Origin of the sequence: Microbulbifer sp. VAAF005 (assembly GCF_030012985.1) — a bacterium.
Lineage (GTDB): Bacteria > Pseudomonadota > Gammaproteobacteria > Pseudomonadales > Cellvibrionaceae > Microbulbifer.
Map to the genome: position 1 here is coordinate 3,277,436 of NZ_CP120233.1, position 21,759 is coordinate 3,299,194.

The following is a 21,759-nucleotide window of genomic DNA, read 5'->3' on the forward strand; positions in this document are numbered from 1 at the left end:
ACAACGTAACCGGCGCGTAATTCTTTTGTCACATTTTGGAACTCTAATGCTCGCCAAATTAACGAGTTTCGGAGGCCCCCATGGCAAAAACAATTGTCCGCGCACTGAGCGCCTTTTGTCTGATTCCTCTCGCTTCCGCTGTTTCAGCGGCAACCTTGCCCGACTACCAAATCAATAGTGCCTGGTACACGGAAAGTGCTGACCGATTGGAAGAGCGCGCTTCGCTTTCCCGCGAGGTAAAAACTGCGAAGAATGTAATTCTGTTCGTCGGCGATGGAATGGGCATTTCCACACTAACCGCCGCCCGTATCCTTGAAGGCCAGCTTGTCGGTGAGAGCGGCGAAGAAAATGCGCTCTCCTTCGAAGAGTTTCCGCATACCGCACTGATCAAAACCTATAACACCAATCAGCAGACCCCGGACTCTGCCGGTACCATGACCGCCATGATGACCGGAGTAAAAACCCGAGCCGGTGTAATTAATATCGACGGCGATGCACTGCGAGCTGATTGCGCCAGCACTGAGGGTAAGGAATTAAATACCTTCCTGGAGATGGTGGAGAGCCGTGGCAAGGCCACCGGAATTGTTTCCACCGCGCGTCTGACCCATGCCACGCCTGCAGCCACTTACTCGCGCAGCCCGGAGCGCAACTGGGAGTATTCCGCCGAGGGCGATTGTTCCGATATCGCCTCGCAGATGGTTGAGGTGTCTGCCGGCGACGGTATCGATGTCATGCTCGGCGGTGGCCGCCGCAACTTTGTTACCTCCGACAATGAAGGTAGACGTGAAGACGGCCGCGACCTGACTAGTGAATGGCTGGAGCGCTATGACGGCGAGCAGACTGCTGTGTACGTGGAGAGTGGCTCCGAGCTGGAAGGCGTCGATATTGCCTCCACCGATAAGTTATTGGGGCTCTTCACCAGCAGCCACATGAGTTACGATGCGGATCGCATCGCCAAGGACAGCGATGAGCCGAGCATTGCCGAGATGACTGATACCGCCATCGAGCTGTTGGAAAAAGACAGCGATGGCTACTTCCTGATGGTAGAGTCCGGGCGTATCGACCACGGCCACCATGCCGGTAATGCCTATAACGCCTTGCACGATGCCATCGCCTTTGCGGATGCGGTACAGGTTGCTTTGGATAAAGTGGATCTTGAGGACACCTTGATCCTGGTGACCGCCGATCACAGCCATGTGATGACTATCGCCGGCTATCCGACTCGCGGTAACCCGATACTCGGTAAAGTGGTTGAGAATGACAGCAGCGGTGCCGCAGAAGCGGAAGAAGGTCTCGCTGCGGACGGTAAACCTTACACCACCCTGAGCTATGCCAATGGCCTGGGTTATGCCGATTTAGGTGAAAATACCGACGCGGATGAGCGCTACGATATCGCCGCCGATACCGGACGCAAAGATCTCTCCGGCGTGGATACCGAGGCGCCGGGCTTCCACCAGGAAGCAATGGTGCACCTGGAGTCTGAGAGCCATGCGGGCGAGGATATCAGCTTGCACGCTATCGGCGCCGGCGCCGAGCGGGTACAAGGTAGCCTGGAGCAGAGTGCAGTCTTCCACGTGATGACTGCTGCGACCGACCTGTCGCTGACAGAAGAATAACTGGGGGTAATTCACCATGAGACATTTTAAGAAAACAGTACTGGCTTTCTCTGTCGCCCTACTGGCCACCGCCTGTAGCGACGACAATTCAAACTCTGACGACGTAGTGGAATTACCCGAAGAGGAGCATGTCGGTGTTTCCTCGGCTCAGAGCAACAGTAGCTGGTTCCAGGAAGCCCAGCAGGCGATCGAAGAAGCGAGCGCTGTAGAAATCAACAACACCCCCGGTGCCGCCAAGAACATTATCCTGTTCGTTGGCGATGGTATGGGCATCTCCACAGTGACCGCCGCCCGTATCCTGGCAGGTCAGCAGCAGGGCCTCGATGGTGAGGAACACCAGCTGAGCTTTGAGAAAATGCCGTTTGCCGGTCTGGTCAAAACCTACAACACCAACCAGCAAACCCCGGATTCTGCCGGCACTATGACCGCACTGGTAACCGGGGTTAAAACCAAGGCCGGTGTATTGAGCGTTGCCGAAAATGTTGCGCGTGGCGATTGTGCCGCCAGCCTCGAGTACCCGCTGACGACGGCAATTGAGCTGGCTGAAGACCTGGGCAAGAGCACCGGTATTATTAGCACCGCGCGTATCACCCACGCTACCCCGGGGGCTACTTATGCCAAGGTGCCTGAGCGCGGCTGGGAGGAAGCAGCCCCGGATGGCTGCACCGATATCGCCGCTCAACTGATAGAGTTTGAAGCTGGTGATGGTATCGATGTGGTGATGGGCGGTGGCCGTCGCAACTTCCTGCCCAGCGATATTACCGATATCGAAGGTGAAGCAGGGCGCCGTGAAGATGGGCGCAACCTGGTGGATGAGTGGAAGGCCCGTTACGACGACGGTGTAAATAATATTGCCTACGTTGAAGACACCACTGCTTTTGAAGCCGTAGACGCTTCTGCAACTGACAAGTTGTTCGGCCTGTTTAATTCCTCACATATGGAATTCGAGGCTGTTCGCGAGGACGACAAAGCCGGTGAGCCCTCCCTGTCAGAGATGACCGCTAAAGGTCTCGAGATGCTGCAGAAAAATGAGGACGGCTACTTCCTGATGGTGGAATCCGGTCGTATCGACCACGGTCACCACGCCGGCAACGCCTATCGTGCCCTGACCGATGCGGTGGAATTTGCAGAAGCGATTCAGTACGCCATGGATAATACCAGTGCAGAAGACACCCTGATTGTTGTTACTGCGGACCACAGCCACGTGATGACTATCGCCGGCTACCCCACTCGCGGTAACCCCATCCTCGGAAAAGTGATTGGCAATGACGGTCATGGCGAAGCGGAAACCTCCCATGCCCTGGCGGAAGATGGCCTGCCCTACACGACTCTGAGCTATGCCAATGGCCCGGGCTACAGTGCCGGTGATAGCGGAGCGCGTCCGAGCCTGGTGAGCACAGACACTGCCGCCCTGGATTACCAGCAGGATGCCTTGATTCCCATGAGCAGTGAATCCCACGCGGGTGAGGATGTGGGTGTTTGGGCGCGCGGACCGGGTGCGCACCTGGTGAGCGGCACCAACGAACAAAACTTCCTGTTTCACGTAATGGTGCGTGCTGGCGGATTATTGGAACAGTAATTCCATCAGCTGTCGGTGTGGATGGCATGTTCATCCACACCGACACTTTCCCCGGTTAGATCTTGAATTGAGGCTTGGAGAAAAGCACCTCACAGAGCGCTTCGGTCTTTTTCATTAGTAGGCTTTGTCGGTGCCGGATAATTTTTAGCACCGTGCCAAACTCACTTTGCAGCTTGTCTCCCTGAGTGATTACCAGCCGTGCCAGCAAATGGAGATCACGCCAGTCACCCAGAACTTCTCCCAACTCCTTTAGTGACTTACAGCGCTCGCCCACAGTGAGCGGATAACGCTTCCTCAATAAGCGGCTCTGGTACCAGTGATCCTTGGCTCTTTTACGCAATAGATGCAGGCGGTTTGCATTTTTGTGCCTGCGCACTTTACGCCATGCGCTTGCGGCTTTTCGGTAGCCGCGCAGGTAACCGGCTTCCGCATCATGCCAGCCGAGCTGTTCAAGCGGCCACGATGGAATTCTTATTTGACCTTTATCGAGGAGTTTCAATGCCGCTTGAACCGCTGAGTGGTTTTGCTCTGCCTGGATCAGTTCGTCGAGGAGATGGTGTAACCGGTGAAAGTGATGTGGCGGTGCCAATCCCAGTAAAGCGATGCGCAGTGCTGTGAGGTCGCGGGTGTGGGCGAGAGTGTTTGCCAATTTTCTGTAGTGGGTATTTTCGCGCTGAAAAGTGCTACCGATTTGTGGGCGGACCAGGCGCAGTAGCGCGCGAATTTTCTTGCAGCGTTTGCGCAGTTCGTGGACGGCAGTTTCCCCTCCGTTGCGGAGCAAGTATCCGTTTGCCGCCGTTACTTCTGCCTGGGCGATAGATTTGATTTGCTCGGGAAAAGGAGAGTCACATTGGAATTGGTAGCTCATAGAACAGTCCCGGGTGATCCCATTAAATTTTAGTGGTTTCCGCTCTGCTTGATTTCAAGCGGTGCCCCACTGGCTCCGGCAATGTACAATGGCCTTTTAAAGTTTTCGCTCAGCAGGCATAGCATGAAGGATCGCAAGACCACCCACTTCGGCTACCAGGAAGTGCCGGTGGAAGAAAAGGCCGGTCGTGTGGCAGAAGTGTTCCACTCTGTAGCAGCCCGTTACGATGTAATGAACGACTTGATGTCTGGAGGTGTTCACCGCCTCTGGAAGCGTTTCACCATCGAATTGTCCGGGGCCCGACGGGGCCAAAGTATTCTCGATATCGCCGGGGGTACCGGTGACCTCACCGCGCGCTTCTCCCGCATTGTGGGGGCCAGCGGCCAGGTAGTATTGGCGGACATCAACGAATCGATGTTGCGAGTGGGTCGCGATCGCCTGCTCGACCGGGGAATCGCCGGCAACGTGGTACCGGTGCAGGCAGATGCCCAGTACCTGCCCTTCCCGGACAATACCTTTGATTGCATCACGATCGCTTTCGGCCTGCGCAATGTCACCGATAAGGACCTGGCACTGCGCTCCATGTTGCGCGTGTTGAAACCCGGTGGCCGACTGTTAGTGCTGGAGTTTTCCAAGCCCCAGTCGAAGCTGTTGGAGAAAGTCTACGATCAGTACTCTTTCCGCCTGTTGCCATTTATGGGCAAACTGGTTGCCAATGATGCGGACAGCTATCGCTACCTGGCGGAGAGTATCCGCATGCATCCAGATCAGGAAACCCTCAAGGGGATGATGGCGGATGCCGGTTTTGTCGATTGTGAATTCCACAATATGACCGGCGGAATTGTCGCCTTGCACCGGGGCATCAAGCCCTGAAAAACTGCATAAGCCTATTTTTTCTCTGAGCGCAGGCACGAGGCCGTAAACCGCCATGAGCGACCCCACTTTTCGCGCGGGCTTTGATGCCGCGCTGGAAACCACAATTAATGCTGCCCTTCAGTATGACCCGGCGACACGCGAGCGCCTTTCCGCACTGGATGGAAAGACCATGGCGCTGGATTTAACCACCCCGCAACTACAGTTTTGCCTGTGTATCGAGGGTGACCAGGTGCGGGTGCGCCAGCACTGGGAGGGGGAAGTTACCACCCAATTGAGCGGCTCAGCGCTGTCTTTTGTACGCCTGATCAAAGACCCGGATGCAACTCCTGCCGGACTGGGGGTGTCAGTGAGCGGCTCAAGTGCCCTGCTGGCAGAACTGCAATGGATCTTGAGTGACCTGGATATCGATTGGGAAGCGCCGTTGGCGCAAGTGGTTGGCGATATTCCCGCCCACTCAATTGGCAATGTCCTGCGCGATGCTGCCCGCTGGTTGGGAGGCAACCTGAATCGAGCGCCTGAAGTGGCGGTGGAGGCTATCAGTGAGGAGTGGCAGCTGACTCCACCCCAGGCCCAGTTCGAAGCATTTGTCGAAGACCTGGCCGAGGCCTCTCTAGCTGCTGAACGGCTCGAGGCGCGCGTACGCTTGCTGGAAGAACAATTTTCCCGCAGGGAGGCCGAGTAGTTTTGCCAGTTCGTCGAAGTCTCACAATTGCGCGGGTTTTTCTGCGCTATCGTCTCGATCAATTATTGCCAGCCGAGGAGCGCCCACTGTGGTTGCGGGGGTTGCTACTTCCGGTGAAGTTGCTGCCGCAGTCCAAGATACCACGGGGCGAAAGGCTGCGCCGAGCCTTGGAAGAGCTGGGGCCCATTTTCGTTAAATTCGGCCAACTTCTCTCCACTCGTCCCGACCTGCTACCACCAGATATTGTCGAGCAATTAGATTATTTACAGGACAAGGTGCCGCCCTTCCCCAGTGACCAGTGCACGGCTCTGATCGAAGAAGCCCTTGGTGCCAAGGTGGGTGAGGTCTTCGCCAAATTTGATCAGCAGCCACTGGCAGCGGCTTCAGTTGCACAGGTGCATGCGGCTGAATTAAAGAGCGGCGAATCAGTGGTTGTCAAAGTACTGCGCCCGGGCATTGATGAGGTAATCCAGGAAGACTTGAAGCTCCTGGGGGTGATCGCCCGTGGAATTGAACGCTTTGTGCCCGAAGGGCGCCGCATGCGCCCGGTGGAGGTGGTTGAGGACTATCGGCACACGATTGAAGGTGAATTGGACCTAACTCGTGAAGCGGCCAACGGCACCCAGCTCCGCCGCAACTTTACCAACTCCCCGCTGTTGTATATCCCCGAAGTGCACTGGGATTACACCCGTGAAAATGTCCTGGTGTTGGAGCGTATCGACGGTATCCCCGTCACCGACCTGGCCCAGCTTCGCGCCCAGGACACCAATATGCAGCTGCTGGCTGAGCGCGGTGTTGAGATCTTCTTTAAGCAGGTCTTCGAGTACAACTTCTTCCATGCGGATATGCACCCGGGCAACATTTTCGTTTCCAGGGAGCACCCGCAACGCCCGCAATATATTGCGATTGATACCGCAATCGTCGGCAGCCTGACACGGGAAGACCAGTACTATTTGGCGCGCAATCTCCTGGCGATGTTCCGCCGCGATTACCGTATGGTGGCGGAGCTGCACGTGCAAAGTGGTTGGGTTCGCTCCGACACGCCGATCAATGCCTTTGAGTCCGCTATTCGCTCGGTCTGTGAGCCCATTTTTGAAAAACCCCTGGGAGAAATTTCCTTCGCTCGGGTGTTGATTAGTCTGTTCCAGACTGCGCGCCGATTCGATATGGCGGTGCAGCCACAGCTGGTACTGTTACAAAAGACCCTGTTGAATATCGAAGGTTTGGGTCGACAGCTTTATCCGCAGCTGGATCTGTGGAAGACTGCTCATCCATTTTTAGAGCGCTGGATGCGCGATCGAATCCACCCCAAAACAATTGTGGGTGAGATAAAGCGCTACGGTCCGGAGTGGCTTGAGAAATTCCCGCAGATGCCACAGCTGGTGTACTCAGCTCTGGAGCAGTCGCGGGAACTGGCGCCCCAGTTAGAGGTAATTGGCGAGCAGTTGGCGGGCTCGCAACGCCGAGGCTTGCGCCAATATATTCGGCGGGTCGCCGGAGTTGTGTTGGGCGTTGGCGCCATCGCTGTCAGTAAGCCGGAATGGCTGGCTCAGTTGCCGCCGACCGGTTGGGTACTGGGCGTTGCTGCACTAGTGCTACTGCTGTGGCCCTAGGGCGCTTCGGCCTACACTGGAACTTCTAAGGATTGTTAGACATTGACTCAAATTCAAGCAAAGGCCGGTTTTCTCGATAAAGTCAGCTGGAACAGTGATGGCCTGGTTCCTGCGATTGCCCAGGATTTCAAAACCGGGCGGGTGTTGATGATGGCCTGGATGAACCGGGAATCGCTGGCGCTCACTGCCAGTGAGGGTTACGCAGTCTACTGGTCTCGATCCCGCAAGGGCCTGTGGCGCAAGGGAGAAACCTCTGGTTTCCTGCAGAAGGTGCGTGAATTGCGTCTGGATTGTGACGGGGACACCGTATTAATGTTGGTCGAGCAAGAAGGTGGAATCGCCTGTCATACCGGACGCAGTAGTTGTTTCTATCACCTCCTTCAAGATGAAGAGTGGCAGGTGAATCAGCCGGTGATTCAGGACCCGAAGTCCATTTATAAGTGAAACAATTATGAAAGATGTGCTGCAACAGCTCGATGCGGTGTTGGAAAGTCGTAAAAATAGCAGTGATGCTTCTGAATCCTATGTGGCCAGTCTACATAGCAAAGGCCTGAACAAGATTTTGGAAAAAGTCGGTGAAGAAGCCACTGAAGCTATTCTTGCAGCAAAAGACGCACAGAGTAGTGGCGATAATCGGGACCTGGTTGCCGAGACAGCGGACCTGTGGTTTCACTCTCTGGTCATGCTATCTCACTTGGGCGCTGATTCTCAGGACGTGGTTCGAGAGCTTGGGCGCCGATTTGGTCTTTCTGGCCTGGAAGAGAAAGCTGCGCGAACTAAGTAAAATTTGAATCACTTGTGGCACCACCCCTGATGGCGGGAGTGCCCGGTAAGAAACTCAAGCCATCCTATTGAATGTAATGGAGACAATTATGGGATTCGGTGGAATTAGTATCTGGCAGTTGTTGATTGTCCTGGTCATAGTCTTGCTACTGTTCGGAACCAAGCGTTTGAAAAACCTCGGAGGCGATCTGGGTGGCGCAATTAAGGGTTTCCGCAAAGCGGTTAAGGATGAAGACAAATCCAAGGATGCTGATGAAGACAAAGATGTCGAGCGTCTCAAGCACGATGAGGAAGAGAAGCCAGGCCAAGACACTACTGTCAAAAATAAAGATAAACAGTCTCAGGACAAATAATCGGCAACGACTAAGGCGAGTGTCACTCTGTGTTTGATATCGGCTTTTTAGAACTATTGGTAGTTGCTGCCGTGGCCCTGTTGGTGGTTGGCCCTGAGCGACTGCCCGATGCGGTGCGTACCACTTCCCGCTGGTGGTCCGGTTTGAAGCGGACCTTACATAGTGCTCGCGAAGAATTGGAGCGAGAGGTTGGAGCCGATGATATACGGCGTGAACTTCACAACGAGCGCATTATGCGTGAGATTGAGGAGAGTCGTCGTGAGATGGAGCAAACCTTTAGCGAAGCCAATAAGGAAGTTCACGACGCGCTTAATCAGCCTGAAAAACCACAAGTTGCAGGGACACCAGTAGAAAAACAGGCAGCTGGAGTAAATCATCCTGAGGCACCAAAGCCTGAAAAGGCGATAGAAGAACCTGCTCATCCTCGTGCAGAGCAGGAGGATTATTTGCCAGAACAGGATGAAACTGCCGAGGAGTTACAGGACCCCGAATACCCGGAGCATTGGCATGATTTTGGGGACCCGGATTTAAACCCGGACCATCCTGAAAACATCGATGAAGATGAAGAAGAAAAACAAGGCGAGAAGAAAACATCGCAACAGGAAAAAGATAGCCAGTCATGAGCGATCAGCCCCAAGATAAACATCAGCCTTTTATCGACCACCTGATCGAACTGCGTGATCGCCTATTGCGAATCCTTTTGGTCGTATTGGTCTTATTTGTCTGCTTGATGCCGTTTGCGTCTGAAATTTATAATTTTATTGCCCACCCACTACAGGAGCGTTTGGCGGGTGATGTTGGAATGATCGCTACAGAGGTGACTTCCACGTTCCTTACTCCGTTCAAAACGACCTTTATAGTTTCTTTTTTTATCGCAATCCCTTTTGTGCTTTACCAAGTTTGGTCATTTATTGCCCCGGGGCTGTATAAAAATGAAAAACGTATTGCTATTCCATTATTAATTAGTAGCGTCGCACTTTTTTATATCGGCATTGCATTTGCGTATTTTGTGGTCTTTCCCCTTCTGTTTGATTTCTTTGTTGGAACTGCTCCAGAAGATATTAAGGTAATGCCAGATATGCGCAGTTATCTGGATCTGGTGCTGAAACTTTTCTTTGCTTTTGGTTTTGCTTTTGAAATCCCTATCGCGACAGTCCTACTGATCTGGAGTGGGGTAGTGGATGCCAAGACCCTGGCAAGTAAGCGCCCTTATGTGATTGTGGGATGCTTTTTAATTGGGATGCTACTGACACCGCCGGATATAATTTCCCAATCCTTATTGGCCTTCCCCATGTGGCTATTGTTTGAGATTGGCATTTTATTTGGGCGTTGGATGAAGTCTTCACCCAAAGATAAGCCTGCTACCTGAGATATAAAAAAGTCACCACTGGGCTTTCAGCGGTTAGCTTCACAAGCAGCGCTTGAGGTGTTGCAGTTGCGCTCTCGATAGGGTTACTCACCTGAGAGCGCTAGCTTTACGGGCACAACGCCGCACTCTCCTCTCAGTAGCATCAACTCCACCTCTTCCATGACAAGAAGCTTGATTACACGGTTATTTCCCAGCTGCAGGGAGGTTGACCACCCTACCGGCTGTAGAATGCCCGCTATTAGATACCAGACTGAGAGATAAACGCTAAACTACCTTGTGCTTGGTTGCTTACAACAACAATGGAAGCCTAGCTATTTATTGGAACCGGTTGCTTGTGCTGCGATGCGTTCCTGCTCGGCAACAGCTTTTTCAACATTGTTGCGAACCAAGCGAACGAAAAACGCTGCCATCAGGAATATAAAGGCAATAACGGCCAAGCTGAGAAGGCCAGAAAAGCTGGTAAACAGGTCAATTAAAGCATCCATTTTTCTCTCCAGATAGGCTAATGCTTCACCTATGCAGTCTAGGGAGCTGTAATGGAAATCTCTTGACCTAAATCAAGCTGGATCGACTTATTGTAAGAACGACGGGTTGGTCAACGCAGGGTTAGGGCTGCTAGCAGGCAGAGTAAGGACGCGCCACATAAAGAATAAAGATCACTATTTTCTCGCCTGTCAGGCAGAAGCAGCAAAAGCGCCAAAGGTGGCATAAATAGTGCTATCAGCCCCGACAAGGGGTCGCGACTAAAACCAATAAATAGCAGTCGGAACCAGGCAACAGCACCTAAAACCAGCGCAAATACTGTTAAGACGGCTGCCACTGGTGACATGGAATAACCTTTTGCACATGGAATCGTTTGACTGGTGGGTTTCTCTAAGAAAAATACTAATAGGAAAAAGAGTGTATATCAGTATTTCTGATCTTAGGTTTTTAGCGCGCCCCAGAGTTTGGCTGCTCGTATTAGTATTGTTAGGGCTCTACGGGTGCGAGACTGCGGGCTATTACTTCCAGGCTGCAAGCGGTCAATTGCGGATACTCTCTGCCCGGCAGCCGATTGAAGAGCTGGTTCAAGACGGCAATGCCAGTGATCAACTCCAGAAGCAACTACAGCTCGTTCAGGAAATCCGTGCCTATGCAGCACAGGAGTTAAAGTTACCAGTGGGGCAAGCCTATAGCTCCTATGTCCAGCTCGATGATGAGTACCCGATATGGAATGTCTTGGCCGCACCAGAGTTTTCCCTGAGCCCCAAACGATGGTGTTACCCCATAGCCGGTTGTGCTAGCTATAGGGGCTACTTCCGCAAATCAGCGGCTATGGCCAAAGCCAATAGCCTGCGCAACCAGGGTTACGATGTCTACCTGGGAGCCGTGCCGGCCTACAGCACCCTGGGTTGGTTTAATGACCCTGTGTTATCAAGCTTTGTGAATTGGACACCGGAGAGACTGGCCGGACTCTTATTTCATGAGTTGGCCCACAGAAGAGTTTATGTGCCGGGTGATACCCGCTTTAATGAGAGCTTTGCTACAGCAGTGTCCGAAATTGCCCTACCTGATTGGCTTCGTAGCCAAGGTCTCTCGAGTTCTGCTGAGGAGACTAAGGCTCAGGCACTGGCGGTACGACAGTTAATGACAGCGACGCGTAAAGAGCTTCAACCAGTTTACCAATCCAACTTGCCAGACGAGGAAAAGCGCCAAGAAAAGGAGGAAATTCTAAGTCGATTGAGGCGTTGCTATTGGCGTATGGCAGCAGAGTGGTCTTACCCAGCGCGCTACCAGGCCTATATAGAGAAAACCAATAATGCTACTTTGGCTTTGGCTGCAGAATATGAATCTTTAGTTCCAGCTTTTCGTCAGCTTTATATTGATAGTAATGGTTGGGAGGATTTTTATAATGCAGCTGAAAGATTGGGTGAGCTTGACAAGGAAGATAGAGAGCAGAGCCTGTTGCAGTTGGCTGTTGAGTATAAACGAGAAAATAAAATATCAACGCAGAGTATTGATAGTGATGTGATAGCCTGTATTCATAATGGGAATTAATTTCTTAAATGGGCTAAGTATTTCCATTATTTAACAATCGTATTTTTATCTTCATGTTGAATTTAGGTGTCGCGAAATAGTAAGTGTATGGTATCTCGATACGCTTTATTTAGTAAAGAAATAGCTATGTTTGATTTTTTTGGGGGGGATAACATTAGCTGCCCGGGCATCATTTTAATACGTCAGTCCATATTTTTAAATTATACACTTTTATATATTTGTAAACGTCATTGTTCAAGCTTTGGGTATATGTATCTGATTTTATATCTGAGGTTATTTGATGTGATAGGTTAATAGACGTTTATATGGTTGAGGTCTATCCCTTCTGTCCAATTAATTATCTACACTTATAGTAGTTATTTAAGAATCTCCCTTCCGATTTTACTGCACTTTCGTACAGATTGGGTTTTGTCAGGATTGACTTTTTGTTGATAGATTTTTCCCACTAGAAAATTTATAGTGCTGCCCTTTGTTAAGTTGTGTAAAGGAATAGTTTGGTAGAATGAACAGATACGGATTATCGAAGCTTTTAGGGGCTTGCGTTGTTAGCTTAATAGTAGGCTGCAGTGGTGGAAGTGGTGGAAGTGGTGGAAGTGGTGAGGAGGGAGTTTTGCTTTCTATTCATGGCACCTTGATAGATGGGCCAACTACAAGCGCTGATATTGAAATATTCATAGGTGACTCATTAGTTTCCTCATTTTCCAGTAGCGATGGTGGCTATACGGCTGATATCGAGTTGGATGAATCTGAGTCAGATGAAGTTGTTAAAATTGTTGCCACTTCTCAAGAAGATAGCAAGGTTAAATTTGCGAGCACCCTAGGGACTTTTAGTTATTTAGTCGAAATCGCTGGAGATGATGGTGTTCTTGAACAATCTGAAAGTCATGCTGTAAATATTAGCAGCGTATCTACCGCTATTTCAGCAATATTAGAATCGGAAAGTGACTCAGTTATTGAGTCTTCTGATGAGTGGGATGAGGTATTTAAAAAAGTTGATGCTGAAAGAGCCTTTTCTGTCGCTGCAGCAATAAAAATATTTATAGATTACTCAGAGAGAGGTATATCAATACCTGAAGAAGTAGAAGATACCTATCAGTTTGCTTCAGATTTTGATCTTTCATCTCAATATGTATCTATGTTTATGAATCAGATGGAGGGTTTATTTAAAGAAGTTAAGGTTGCTATGGCCCAAGAAGCTGGCTTTTTAGGCACTTCTAGCAATAATTTAAACCCTATTGAGGGAACATATTACCTTCCATCTGAAGGCGGAAGAATTACATTAAATACAAATGGAACAGGTGAGTATCTCAATGGCAGTGGGTTAGTTGAATTGACTTGGACTCAAGGGCCTGAGGGGATATCTTTGGAGTCTGTAGAGCCCCTTGTAGAGCGTATTCCTATGAAAGTTGGAGAGTATTATCTTTCCGCTGTGAGGGAAAGGCAGTTCGACCGATTGTTCTGGATGTTGGATTCTAAAAATCAAGGAATGGTAGTTTTAGAAACTTCCGATACTCTTAAATTCCCTGATTGGGCTGAGTCGGATGATATATTTGAGACAAATTATATTGCTGCAAACAGTGTTCGCCAATCTGATCTTTTGAGTCCGAAAGATATACTGGTTATTGGTAATTCATATAGTATGCCAACTCCTGATAGAGATGGGGAGGTAGTGAACTACACTGAAAACTTCCAGCCTATTTCTACACTTAAGTCATTAAAAATGAGTTTCGCAGGTGATTTTGAGAATGGCGGCAATGTAAATATTAAAATTCCCGTTGCTTCCGGTAATGGAGAAATAATTGAGAGTGATGTCTCTGCTGTATGGATTGTAGATGATTCTGATCGCCTCGTCGTTAACTTTTCTGATAATGAAAGGTTATATTTCTCTCTATTAAATTTTCAAAATGGGGAAATTCTTAATTCCTTTGTAGAAAGAGTGTCTCCAGATGGACTGCACTCCTCCACAATATCAACTATTTTTTCAAAGGATGTTGAAAACTGGGCTGATAGAGAAATTAAAGGTGTTTATCTATATCCGAAAAATTTCTTCAACCCTCTCAATAGGTTCTATTTCGATATTTCGGCAGATGGTAATATTTCAACGGTATCTATTAATGATTTAGATAATAACGGTGCTATTGAAGATAGTGAGCGTCAGGAGCTAGTTGGGCTCTGGAAATTAAAGGATAACGGTAATCTGTCTATCAGATTTTACAGGTCTGAGTCTGTGGCTGAGCCCTGTATATCAGACTCTTGGAATCCAGAGGTTGATGCAGAGTGTGCTCTTTTCCAAGAGCGTGAATGGGACATCCATCAAATAGATAGTGCTGATAAGTATTGGTTTCAATATAATGTAAAATATTTTGAAGATGCTTATCTTAGCCTTTATGACGAAGATATAGATGTGGATGAGCATGTTTTAAGTACTAATAGAGTTTACCATTCGGGCTTGATTAAGTTATCAGAAAGGCCATTTTAAATATCTAAAGATATGGTTTCCATAGCCAGCTGAATTATTATTTACTGGCGGCACCTTGTGTCGCCATTTTGTATTGATCCAAAAATTAGATAGGTGATTTGGTGTATCTCTAATTATCCCAGATCAGAATTAAATATAAGTTAATTCAGTATTTTATCCATTATTATTGTTTTTGATGCGGTGGTGTTTTTAGGTGCTGATATTTAAGTTCGCAGATTATAACTCGCCTAGAGGTGCAACCGGCACCTGATATCGAGCTCAACACTCATACTATTTATCATTATTTCTCTAGTTATTAAGTCTGTGCCATAAACATTACTCCCAGAGTATATTTTCTAGCTTAAAACGCTGTATCAGTAACTTGCCGAATAATGATGTATAGATGCTTTTTAGATCATTTTTACTAAATCTAACATCCGATTCGCAAATCCCCATTCATTATCAAACCAAATCAGAATCTTGGCTAATCGATTACCGGCTACACGAGTTTGGCTCGCATCGATGATACCGGATCGGGGATCGTGATTAAAATCACAGGATGCGAGAGGTTCTTGGGTAAAACCTAACACACCATTAAATTCAGATTTAGAAACTGATTTTAATAGGGCATTAATATCTTCCCGGCTGACTTCTCTTTGCAGTGAAACGGATAAATCAATCGCGGAAACGTTGACTGTGGGCACTCGCAGGGCTTGCGCCTCAAACTTGCCGACCAAGTTAGGTAATATTCTCTCAATACCCCGGGCCAAAGCCGTATCAACAGGAATAACCGAGCTTACTGCTGAGCGTGTCTTTCTCAGATCAGTATGGTGATAGGCATCACTTACTGGTTGATCATTCATTGCAGAATGGATGGTAGTAATGACTCCAGCTTCTATACCGAAGGCCTTATCCAGAGCAGCAATCACCGGCACGCTGCAATTAGTTGTGCAGGAGGCTGCCGAAATTATTTGCTCTTTGCCATTTAAAATATGGTCGTTTACCCCGTAAACAATCGTGGCATCGACATCGCGGCTGGCGGGTTGGGAAAATAGTACTTTCGTGGCTCCTGCGGCAAGGTGCAGCTCTGCGCTCCGTCGCTGCTTAAAGCTGCCAGTACATTCCAGTACGATATCTACCTGATCCCGCAACCAATCCAGATCTTCTAATCGCTCGCAATGAGTAACGGCAATAGAATCTCCATTAACCTCAAGGATATCTTTATGCACAGAAACTTCGCCTGAGAAGCGGCCGTGGACGGAGTCGTATTTTGTCAGGTGTGCAATGGTGTCGCAGTCAGCCAGTTCATTGATGGCGACTATTTGTAAGCTATCGCGGGCGCCAGACTCATAGAGTGCGCGCAAAACGGAGCGGCCGATACGGCCGTAGCCATTGATGGCAATTCTAGTGGTCATAGCACAACTTTAGGCAGGAGAAAAAATGTCAGCTAAGCGTCCCCGCGCGGCGTTGAGCCAGTGCCGCACGGGGTTGATACCTAAATGATATTCAGTGGAGAGAACAGTATTACTTCAGCAGTTTTTCTACCGCTTCAGCCACATTGTCCACAGTGAAACCAAAGTAGCGCATCAAGTCGCCGGCAGGGGCAGATTCGCCAAAGGTTTCCATACCGATAATAGCGCCATCGAAACCGACAAACTTATACCAGTAGTCTTTGTGGCTCGCTTCTACCGCTACTCGTGCACGTACAGAAGAAGGCAGTACGGACTCACGATAAGCCTCTTCCTGCTCCATAAACAACTCGGCACAGGGCATGGAAACAACGCGAATTTTCTTGCCAACCAGTTTCTCCTGGGCCGCCATCGCCAGCTCTACCTCGGAGCCAGTGGCAATAATAATGGCTTCAGGAGCACCTTCGCAGTCGGACAGTACGTATCCACCGCGCTCAATCTGAGCCAGCTGTGCGCTGTCGCGATCTTGAGGAGCCAGGCCCTGGCGGCTAAAGACCATGGTGCTGGGGCCCTCTTTGCGCGCGATAGCCATCTTCCAGCTCACTGCGGATTCAGTGGCGTCACAGGGGCGCCAAGTGTGCAGGTTCGGAGTGGCGCGCAAGGCGCTGAGCTGTTCTACCGGCTGGTGAGTCGGGCCATCTTCGCCCAGGCCAATAGAGTCGTGGGTGTAGACAAAGACCACACGCTGCTTCATCAGTGCGGCCATGCGCACAGCGTTGCGGGCGTATTCCATAAACATCAGGAAGGTAGCGCCGTAGGGCACGAAACCACCGTGCAGAGCGATACCATTCATAATGGCGCTCATACCGAATTCGCGCACACCGTAATAGATGTAGTTGCCGGAGGCATCCTCGGCGCTGATGCCTTTGGAGCCTGACCAGATAGTGAGGTTGGAGCCAGCCAGGTCGGCGGAGCCGCCGAGGAATTCGGGCAGCAGCGGGCCGTAGGCGTTGAGAGCGTTTTGGCTGGCTTTACGAGAGGCGATCTTCTCTGCACTTCCCTGGCAAGCTTTGATGTACTCATCTGCTTTGCTGAGGAAGTCCGCAGGCAGTTCACCGCTCATACGGCGCTCAAATTCGGTTGCCAGCTCCGGGAATTCTTCGCGGTAATCGGCGAGGATATCTTTCCACTCGTCTTCCTGGGCTTCACCTTTGGCTTTGGCATCCCAGCCAGCGTAGATATCTTCGGGGATTTCAAATGGGCCGTGGGCCCAACCGAGGGTTTCTCGAACCAGGGCGATCTCTTCGTCACCCAGCGGTGCACCGTGACACTCTTCGCGCCCCTGTTTGTTCGGGGAGCCGAAGCCGATCACGGTTTTGCAGCAAATAATGGTGGGCTTATCGGTAACAGAGCGAGCTTCTTCAATAGCGGCTTTGATAGCGGCGGAATCGTGGCCATCCACATTGGGGATTACGTGCCAGCCGTAGGATTCAAAGCGCTTGGGCGTGTCGTCGGTGAACCAGCCTTCCACTTCACCATCGATAGAGATGCCGTTGTCGTCATAGAAGGCGACCAGCTTGCCCAGGCCCAGAGTGCCGGCCAGGGAGCAGGCTTCGTGGGAGATACCTTCCATCAGGCAGCCATCGCCCAAGAATACATAGGTGTGATGGTCTACCAGCTCATAGCCGGGGCGATTGAACTGGGCACCCATTATCTTTTCCGCCATTGCCATACCAACAGCGTTGGTGATGCCCTGACCCAGTGGGCCGGTGGTGGTTTCTACACCAGGGGCATAACCGTATTCGGGATGGCCCGGAGTTTTGGAATGCAGTTGGCGGAAGTTCTGCAGCTCTTCTATCGGCAGGTCATAGCCGGACAGGTGCAGCAGGGAATAAAGCAGCATGGAGCCGTGACCGTTGGACAGTACAAAGCGGTCGCGATCGGCCCAGTTGGGGTTGGCCGGGTTGTGCTTTAAGTAGTCATTCCACAGCACCTCGGCGATATCCGCCATACCCATGGGCGCACCGGGGTGGCCACTTTTGGCTTTCTGGACCGCGTCCATGGACAGGGCGCGAATGGCGTTGGCCTTATCAGCGCGAGAGGGAGTAGAAGACATAAGAAGAGCTCTCTGGTTTCTTAGCTAGGGTGCGGCGCTGCTCTGCCGGCAGATTCCCGCAACAACAAAATGGTGGCGTATTTTCCCGTAAAGGGCGGCCCCGCGCAAAGCTTTGGTTGGGGATTTGTTGTTGAGTGCAGCAACAAACTTCCAATTCTATGCATTAGGCGGCGCCATTAACATCTATATCAAAAATATTTAATAAAGCTATATCAAAACATTTTGATATAGGTGTGCTCCCCTGCTAGACTTCGCCCCATGTCTGAAAATGAGCCAGCACCCGAACTGAGTCCAGCCGAGGCAATTCCTCAGCTGGCCTTGACCCTGAAAGCCGCCGGAGATCCCCTGCGGCTCGAAATATTGCGCCTGCTCAGCCAGGATTCTTACAGTGTTTTAGAGCTGTGCCGAATCTTCGATTTGCGCCAACCGGCCCTGAGTCATCACTTGAAAGTGCTCGCCCAGGCAGGTCTGGTAAACAAGCACCGCGAAGGTAATAACCTTTTCTACCGGCGCACTGCAGCTACTCCACTGCTGGCACAGCTTTTTACCAACCTGGATCATTTGCCTCTGGCCGATGTGCGGGTGCAGGCGGTATCCCGGATTTCTGAGGAGAGAGCGGAAGCATCGCGACGTTTCTTTGCCGATTACGGCAACCGCTTTCGCGAGCAGCAGGAATTGATTGCCAGCTATGACGTATACGGGCCACAGGTGGCTCAGCTGCTCAAACCTGGTCGTCATGCCTTGGAAGTTGGGCCTGGAGAAGGTGAATTTCTACAGGAGTTGGCTCAGCGTTTCGCGACAGTGACAGCACTGGATCTGTCTTCTGCAATGTTGGAGCGGGCCCAATCTTTTGCCGATGAACAGGGTATTAAAAATATCGAGTTTGTCTGTAGCGATACTCGCGCTGCTGCTGCACGGCCGGCCAGTGCCGACACCATCGTGGTGAACATGGTGCTGCACCACACTCCTGACCCGGCACAAATTTTTCACGATTTGCACGGCGCCCTAAAAAAGGGCGGGCAGCTTTTAATTGCAGAATTGCAAGAACACAGCCAGGACTGGGCCAGAGAGGCCTGCGGAGATTTATGGCTGGGTTTTGCTCCAGAGCAGTTGAGTGACTGGGCCGCGACTGCCGGCCTGCAAGATGGGCGCAGTATTTATAGTGCCCTGCGCAACGGCTTTCAGATCCAGATAAGAGAGTTTATTAAGCCCTGACGGGGGTTTGTCAGGCACAGCCTGAAGTTAAAAGATATTCAACCGCTGCGGCGGGACAATGGAGACCTCAAAATGAGTGAATACAGACTGTTTACCTCAGAATCCGTATCTGAGGGGCACCCGGATAAAATTGCCGACCAGATTTCCGATGCTGTATTGGATGCTCTACTGGCCCGTGACAAGCAGGCGCGGGTTGCCTGTGAAACCCTGGTGAAAACCGGTATTGCTGTTATTGCCGGTGAGATTTCCACCTCTGCCTGGGTAGACCTGGAAGAGCTGGTGCGTAAAGTTATCACCGATATCGGCTACACCTCTTCTGACGTGGGTTATGACGGTGAGACCTGTGGTGTTATCAATGTGATCGGTAAACAATCTGTGGATATCGCACAGGGTGTAGACCGCGCTAAGCCGGAAGACCAGGGTGCTGGGGACCAGGGGTTAATGTTTGGTTATGCGACCAACGAAACCCCCACCTTTATGCCTGCACCGATCTACTATTCCCACCGTCTGGTTGAGCGTCAGGCTGAAGTGCGTAAATCCGGTCTGCTTCCCTGGTTGCGTCCCGATGCAAAAAGCCAGCTGACCTTCCGTTACGACGAACAGGGTCGCCCCTGTGCGATCGATGCGGTTGTTCTTTCAACTCAGCACAACCCGGATGTCAGCCAAAAAGATCTGCGCGATGCAGTGATGGAGTTGATTGTTCACAACACCTTGCCGCTGGAATGGCTGCATAAAGACACCAAGTTCCATATTAATCCGACGGGCAACTTTGTTATTGGTGGGCCAGTTGGGGACTGCGGTCTTACCGGGCGCAAGATTATCGTTGACACTTACGGTGGCTCTGCTCGCCATGGCGGCGGTGCATTTTCCGGTAAGGATCCCTCCAAGGTTGATCGCTCTGCCGCTTACGCGGGTCGCTATGTAGCTAAGAACATTGTCGCAGCAGGCTTGGCCAAGCGCTGTGAGATTCAGGTTTCCTACGCCATCGGTGTCGCCGAGCCGACTTCCGTAGCAATTAATACTTTTGGAACCGGTTTGGTACCAGAGGATAAGCTGGTAGAGCTGGTGCGCGAAAACTTTGACCTGCGCCCTTACGCCATCTCCAAATCCCTCGATCTGCTGCACCCGATGTATCAGTTGACCGCAGCTTACGGTCACTTTGGTCGCGATCCGTTTACCCACACTTACAACTGGATCGACAGCAATGGCCAGGAACGCAGTGAGAGCTTTACTGCTTTCCCATGGGAAAAAACTGATAAAGCGGATGCGCTCCGCTCCCAAGCCGGCCTCTAAGTTTCAGAAATAAATATTCATGCCCGGGCCAAAAGCGCGGGCACACAAAATATGCTGGGTACCACTCGGCAAGCTGATAATTTTTGGACTCAAAAACGATGAATCAAATGAGCACTGAATTTAAAGATTACAAAATCGCGGACATTTCCCTGGCCGAGTGGGGGCGCCGTGAAATTGAAATTGCAGAAGGTGAAATGCCGGCACTGATGACTCTGCGTGAGAAATACCGCGCAGAGCAGCCGCTGGCGGGTGCCCGTATCATGGGCTGTATCCACATGACGATCCAGACTGCAGTGCTGATCGAAACCCTGGTCGCACTAGGTGCTGAAGTTCGCTGGTCCTCCTGTAATATTTTCTCCACCCAGGATCACGCCGCTGCCGCCATTGCTGCGCGCGGAATCCCCGTATTTGCCTGGAAAGGTGAAACTGAAGAAGAGTACGAGTGGTGCCTTGAGCGCACTATTGGTGCCGATGTTGCCGGCTGGCAACCCAATATTATTCTGGACGACGGTGGCGACCTCACCGAGCTGCTGCACCGCGAATACCCGCAACTTCTCGATGCTTGCCACGGTGTGAGTGAAGAGACCACCACCGGCGTACACCGTCTGCAGGATATGCTGCGCGAAGGCACCCTGAAGATTCCTGCGATCAACGTCAATGACGCTGTGACCAAGAGCAAGAACGACAACAAATACGGCTGTCGCCACAGCCTCAACGATGCCATCAAGCGCGCCACTGACCACTTGCTCTCTGGTAAGCGAGCGCTGGTTATTGGTTACGGCGACGTAGGTAAAGGTTCCGCAGCATCCCTGCGCCAGGAAGGCATGATCGTACGGGTTTCTGAAGTGGACCCGATCTGTGCGATGCAGGCTTGTATGGACGGCTTCGAGCTGGTTTCCCCCTACATCGACGGTGTTAATACCGGTACTGCTGAGGGTATTAACAAACAGCTGCTGGCCAATACAGACCTGATCGTTACTACAACCGGTAATGTGAATGTTTGCGATGCCCACATGCTTTCCGCCCTGAAGAGTGGTGCGGTGGTTTGTAATATTGGTCACTTCGATAATGAAATCGACACCGCCTTTATGCGTGAAAACTGGGAGTGGCAGGAAGTTAAGCCGCAGGTACATAAGGTGGTTCGCAATAGCGAAACCAACGATCACTTGTTGCTGCTCTCTGAAGGTCGTCTGGTAAACCTCGGCAATGCTACTGGCCATCCGAGCCGCATCATGGATGGCTCTTTTGCCAACCAGGTTCTCGCCCAGATCCATTTGTTCAAAGAAAAGTTTGCTGACTTACCGGCAGATCAAAAAACTTCAGCGCTGTATGTAAAAGTACTGCCCAAGCACCTGGATGAAGAAGTTGCACGCTATATGGTTGAGGGTTTTAGTGGTGTTATTACCCGTATGACCGAGCAACAAGCTAACTATATCGGTGTTTCAGTTGAAGGTCCGTTCAAACCTGAAAGTTATAAGTACTAATAGCCCCT

20 protein-coding genes are annotated in these 21,759 nt (G+C 50.8%); 15 read left to right on the top strand and 5 right to left on the bottom strand.

Features of this window, described 5'->3' with window-relative positions; all coding sequences use genetic code 11:
- Window positions 1-80: 80 nt before the first annotated feature.
- On the top strand, window positions 81-1,616 hold the full coding sequence (locus tag P0078_RS14615) for an alkaline phosphatase (protein WP_282930672.1): 1,536 nt from the start codon (window positions 81-83) through the stop codon (window positions 1,614-1,616).
- 16 nt (window positions 1,617-1,632) lie between these two features.
- On the top strand, window positions 1,633-3,195 hold the full coding sequence (locus P0078_RS14620; protein WP_282930673.1) for an alkaline phosphatase: 1,563 nt from the start codon (window positions 1,633-1,635) through the stop codon (window positions 3,193-3,195).
- Between the two features lie 55 nt (window positions 3,196-3,250).
- Here P0078_RS14620 and P0078_RS14625 read toward each other — a convergent pair whose 3' ends face one another.
- The gene (locus tag P0078_RS14625) at window positions 3,251-4,063 is read right to left on the bottom strand and encodes a CHAD domain-containing protein (RefSeq protein ID WP_282930674.1); all 813 of its coding nucleotides are present in this window, start codon (window positions 4,061-4,063) and stop codon (window positions 3,251-3,253) included.
- Window positions 4,064-4,186: 123 nt separating this feature from the next.
- Here P0078_RS14625 and ubiE point away from each other — a divergent pair, with 123 nt between their 5' ends.
- The 8 genes from ubiE to tatC all read left to right on the top strand — a co-directional run bounded on the left by ubiE (window position 4,187) and on the right by tatC (window position 9,739).
- The gene (ubiE, locus tag P0078_RS14630) at window positions 4,187-4,936 is read left to right on the top strand and encodes a bifunctional demethylmenaquinone methyltransferase/2-methoxy-6-polyprenyl-1,4-benzoquinol methylase UbiE (protein ID WP_108734987.1); all 750 of its coding nucleotides are present in this window, start codon (window positions 4,187-4,189) and stop codon (window positions 4,934-4,936) included.
- A gap of 55 nt (window positions 4,937-4,991) precedes the next feature.
- The gene (locus P0078_RS14635) at window positions 4,992-5,621 is read left to right on the top strand and encodes a ubiquinone biosynthesis accessory factor UbiJ (protein WP_282930675.1); all 630 of its coding nucleotides are present in this window, start codon (window positions 4,992-4,994) and stop codon (window positions 5,619-5,621) included.
- A gap of 2 nt (window positions 5,622-5,623) precedes the next feature.
- Complete coding sequence (gene ubiB, locus P0078_RS14640) at window positions 5,624-7,234, top strand: ubiquinone biosynthesis regulatory protein kinase UbiB (protein ID WP_282930676.1); 1,611 nt, start codon at window positions 5,624-5,626, stop codon at window positions 7,232-7,234.
- A gap of 51 nt (window positions 7,235-7,285) precedes the next feature.
- Window positions 7,286-7,678 carry a phosphoribosyl-AMP cyclohydrolase gene (hisI, locus tag P0078_RS14645; protein ID WP_282934621.1) on the top strand — a complete coding sequence of 131 codons (393 nt, stop codon included), beginning with the start codon at window positions 7,286-7,288 and terminating at the stop codon, window positions 7,676-7,678.
- Window positions 7,679-7,685: 7 nt separating this feature from the next.
- The gene (locus P0078_RS14650; protein WP_282930677.1) at window positions 7,686-8,018 is read left to right on the top strand and encodes a phosphoribosyl-ATP diphosphatase; all 333 of its coding nucleotides are present in this window, start codon (window positions 7,686-7,688) and stop codon (window positions 8,016-8,018) included.
- 88 nt (window positions 8,019-8,106) lie between these two features.
- On the top strand, window positions 8,107-8,370 hold the full coding sequence (tatA, locus tag P0078_RS14655) for a Sec-independent protein translocase subunit TatA (protein ID WP_282930678.1): 264 nt from the start codon (window positions 8,107-8,109) through the stop codon (window positions 8,368-8,370).
- A gap of 29 nt (window positions 8,371-8,399) precedes the next feature.
- Window positions 8,400-8,993 (top strand): Sec-independent protein translocase protein TatB, encoded by a 594-nt coding sequence (gene tatB, locus P0078_RS14660; RefSeq protein ID WP_282930679.1) that lies wholly within the window; start codon window positions 8,400-8,402, stop codon window positions 8,991-8,993.
- Entirely contained in the window at window positions 8,990-9,739 is a 750-nt protein-coding gene (gene tatC / locus P0078_RS14665) for a twin-arginine translocase subunit TatC (protein WP_282930680.1), read from the top strand. The genes tatB and tatC overlap by 4 nt, the downstream gene beginning before the upstream one ends.
- Before the next feature lie 311 nt (window positions 9,740-10,050).
- On the opposite strand, the gene P0078_RS14670 is transcribed toward tatC, so the two are convergent.
- Both P0078_RS14670 and P0078_RS14675 read right to left on the bottom strand, forming a co-directional pair.
- Window positions 10,051-10,224 carry a DUF3149 domain-containing protein gene (locus tag P0078_RS14670; RefSeq protein ID WP_282930681.1) on the bottom strand — a complete coding sequence of 58 codons (174 nt, stop codon included), beginning with the start codon at window positions 10,222-10,224 and terminating at the stop codon, window positions 10,051-10,053.
- A 110-nt stretch (window positions 10,225-10,334) separates the two neighbouring features.
- Window positions 10,335-10,568: a hypothetical protein gene (locus P0078_RS14675; RefSeq protein ID WP_282930682.1), complete on the bottom strand. Its 234-nt coding sequence runs from the start codon at window positions 10,566-10,568 to the stop codon at window positions 10,335-10,337.
- 71 nt (window positions 10,569-10,639) lie between these two features.
- Here P0078_RS14675 and P0078_RS14680 point away from each other — a divergent pair, with 71 nt between their 5' ends.
- Window positions 10,640-11,776, top strand: a complete 1,137-nt coding sequence (locus P0078_RS14680; protein WP_282930683.1) for an aminopeptidase — start codon at window positions 10,640-10,642, stop codon at window positions 11,774-11,776.
- A gap of 502 nt (window positions 11,777-12,278) precedes the next feature.
- On the top strand, window positions 12,279-14,255 hold the full coding sequence (locus P0078_RS14685; RefSeq protein ID WP_282930684.1) for a hypothetical protein: 1,977 nt from the start codon (window positions 12,279-12,281) through the stop codon (window positions 14,253-14,255).
- A gap of 389 nt (window positions 14,256-14,644) precedes the next feature.
- Here the strand turns inward: P0078_RS14685 and P0078_RS14690 are convergent, their stop codons facing one another.
- Window positions 14,645-15,649: a type I glyceraldehyde-3-phosphate dehydrogenase gene (locus P0078_RS14690; protein ID WP_282930685.1), complete on the bottom strand. Its 1,005-nt coding sequence runs from the start codon at window positions 15,647-15,649 to the stop codon at window positions 14,645-14,647.
- A gap of 109 nt (window positions 15,650-15,758) precedes the next feature.
- Window positions 15,759-17,759 carry a transketolase gene (gene tkt, locus P0078_RS14695; RefSeq protein ID WP_282930686.1) on the bottom strand — a complete coding sequence of 667 codons (2,001 nt, stop codon included), beginning with the start codon at window positions 17,757-17,759 and terminating at the stop codon, window positions 15,759-15,761.
- Window positions 17,760-18,017: 258 nt separating this feature from the next.
- On the opposite strand from tkt, the gene P0078_RS14700 reads away from it, so the two are divergent.
- From P0078_RS14700 to ahcY, 3 genes are all read left to right on the top strand, one after another.
- Window positions 18,018-18,974 carry a metalloregulator ArsR/SmtB family transcription factor gene (locus tag P0078_RS14700; protein ID WP_108734975.1) on the top strand — a complete coding sequence of 319 codons (957 nt, stop codon included), beginning with the start codon at window positions 18,018-18,020 and terminating at the stop codon, window positions 18,972-18,974.
- A gap of 72 nt (window positions 18,975-19,046) precedes the next feature.
- Window positions 19,047-20,267 (top strand): methionine adenosyltransferase, encoded by a 1,221-nt coding sequence (metK, locus tag P0078_RS14705; RefSeq protein ID WP_282930687.1) that lies wholly within the window; start codon window positions 19,047-19,049, stop codon window positions 20,265-20,267.
- 107 nt (window positions 20,268-20,374) lie between these two features.
- Window positions 20,375-21,751, top strand: coding sequence for an adenosylhomocysteinase (ahcY, locus tag P0078_RS14710; RefSeq protein ID WP_369974263.1), 1,377 nt, complete (start codon window positions 20,375-20,377; stop codon window positions 21,749-21,751).
- Window positions 21,752-21,759: the final 8 nt, after the last annotated feature.

Coding starts and splice junctions, on each gene's coding strand:
- P0078_RS14615 (WP_282930672.1), top strand. CDS start 81: ATGGCAAAAACAATTGTCCGCGCACTGAGCGCCTTTTGTCTGATTCCT.
- P0078_RS14620 (WP_282930673.1), top strand. CDS start 1,633: ATGAGACATTTTAAGAAAACAGTACTGGCTTTCTCTGTCGCCCTACTG.
- P0078_RS14625 (WP_282930674.1), bottom strand. CDS start 4,063: ATGAGCTACCAATTCCAATGTGACTCTCCTTTTCCCGAGCAAATCAAA.
- ubiE (WP_108734987.1), top strand. CDS start 4,187: ATGAAGGATCGCAAGACCACCCACTTCGGCTACCAGGAAGTGCCGGTG.
- P0078_RS14635 (WP_282930675.1), top strand. CDS start 4,992: ATGAGCGACCCCACTTTTCGCGCGGGCTTTGATGCCGCGCTGGAAACC.
- P0078_RS14650 (WP_282930677.1), top strand. CDS start 7,686: ATGAAAGATGTGCTGCAACAGCTCGATGCGGTGTTGGAAAGTCGTAAA.
- tatA (WP_282930678.1), top strand. CDS start 8,107: ATGGGATTCGGTGGAATTAGTATCTGGCAGTTGTTGATTGTCCTGGTC.
- tatC (WP_282930680.1), top strand. CDS start 8,990: ATGAGCGATCAGCCCCAAGATAAACATCAGCCTTTTATCGACCACCTG.
- P0078_RS14670 (WP_282930681.1), bottom strand. CDS start 10,224: ATGGATGCTTTAATTGACCTGTTTACCAGCTTTTCTGGCCTTCTCAGC.
- P0078_RS14675 (WP_282930682.1), bottom strand. CDS start 10,568: ATGTCACCAGTGGCAGCCGTCTTAACAGTATTTGCGCTGGTTTTAGGT.
- P0078_RS14685 (WP_282930684.1), top strand. CDS start 12,279: ATGAACAGATACGGATTATCGAAGCTTTTAGGGGCTTGCGTTGTTAGC.
- P0078_RS14690 (WP_282930685.1), bottom strand. CDS start 15,649: ATGACCACTAGAATTGCCATCAATGGCTACGGCCGTATCGGCCGCTCC.
- tkt (WP_282930686.1), bottom strand. CDS start 17,759: ATGTCTTCTACTCCCTCTCGCGCTGATAAGGCCAACGCCATTCGCGCC.
- P0078_RS14700 (WP_108734975.1), top strand. CDS start 18,018: ATGTCTGAAAATGAGCCAGCACCCGAACTGAGTCCAGCCGAGGCAATT.
- metK (WP_282930687.1), top strand. CDS start 19,047: ATGAGTGAATACAGACTGTTTACCTCAGAATCCGTATCTGAGGGGCAC.
- ahcY (WP_369974263.1), top strand. CDS start 20,375: ATGAGCACTGAATTTAAAGATTACAAAATCGCGGACATTTCCCTGGCC.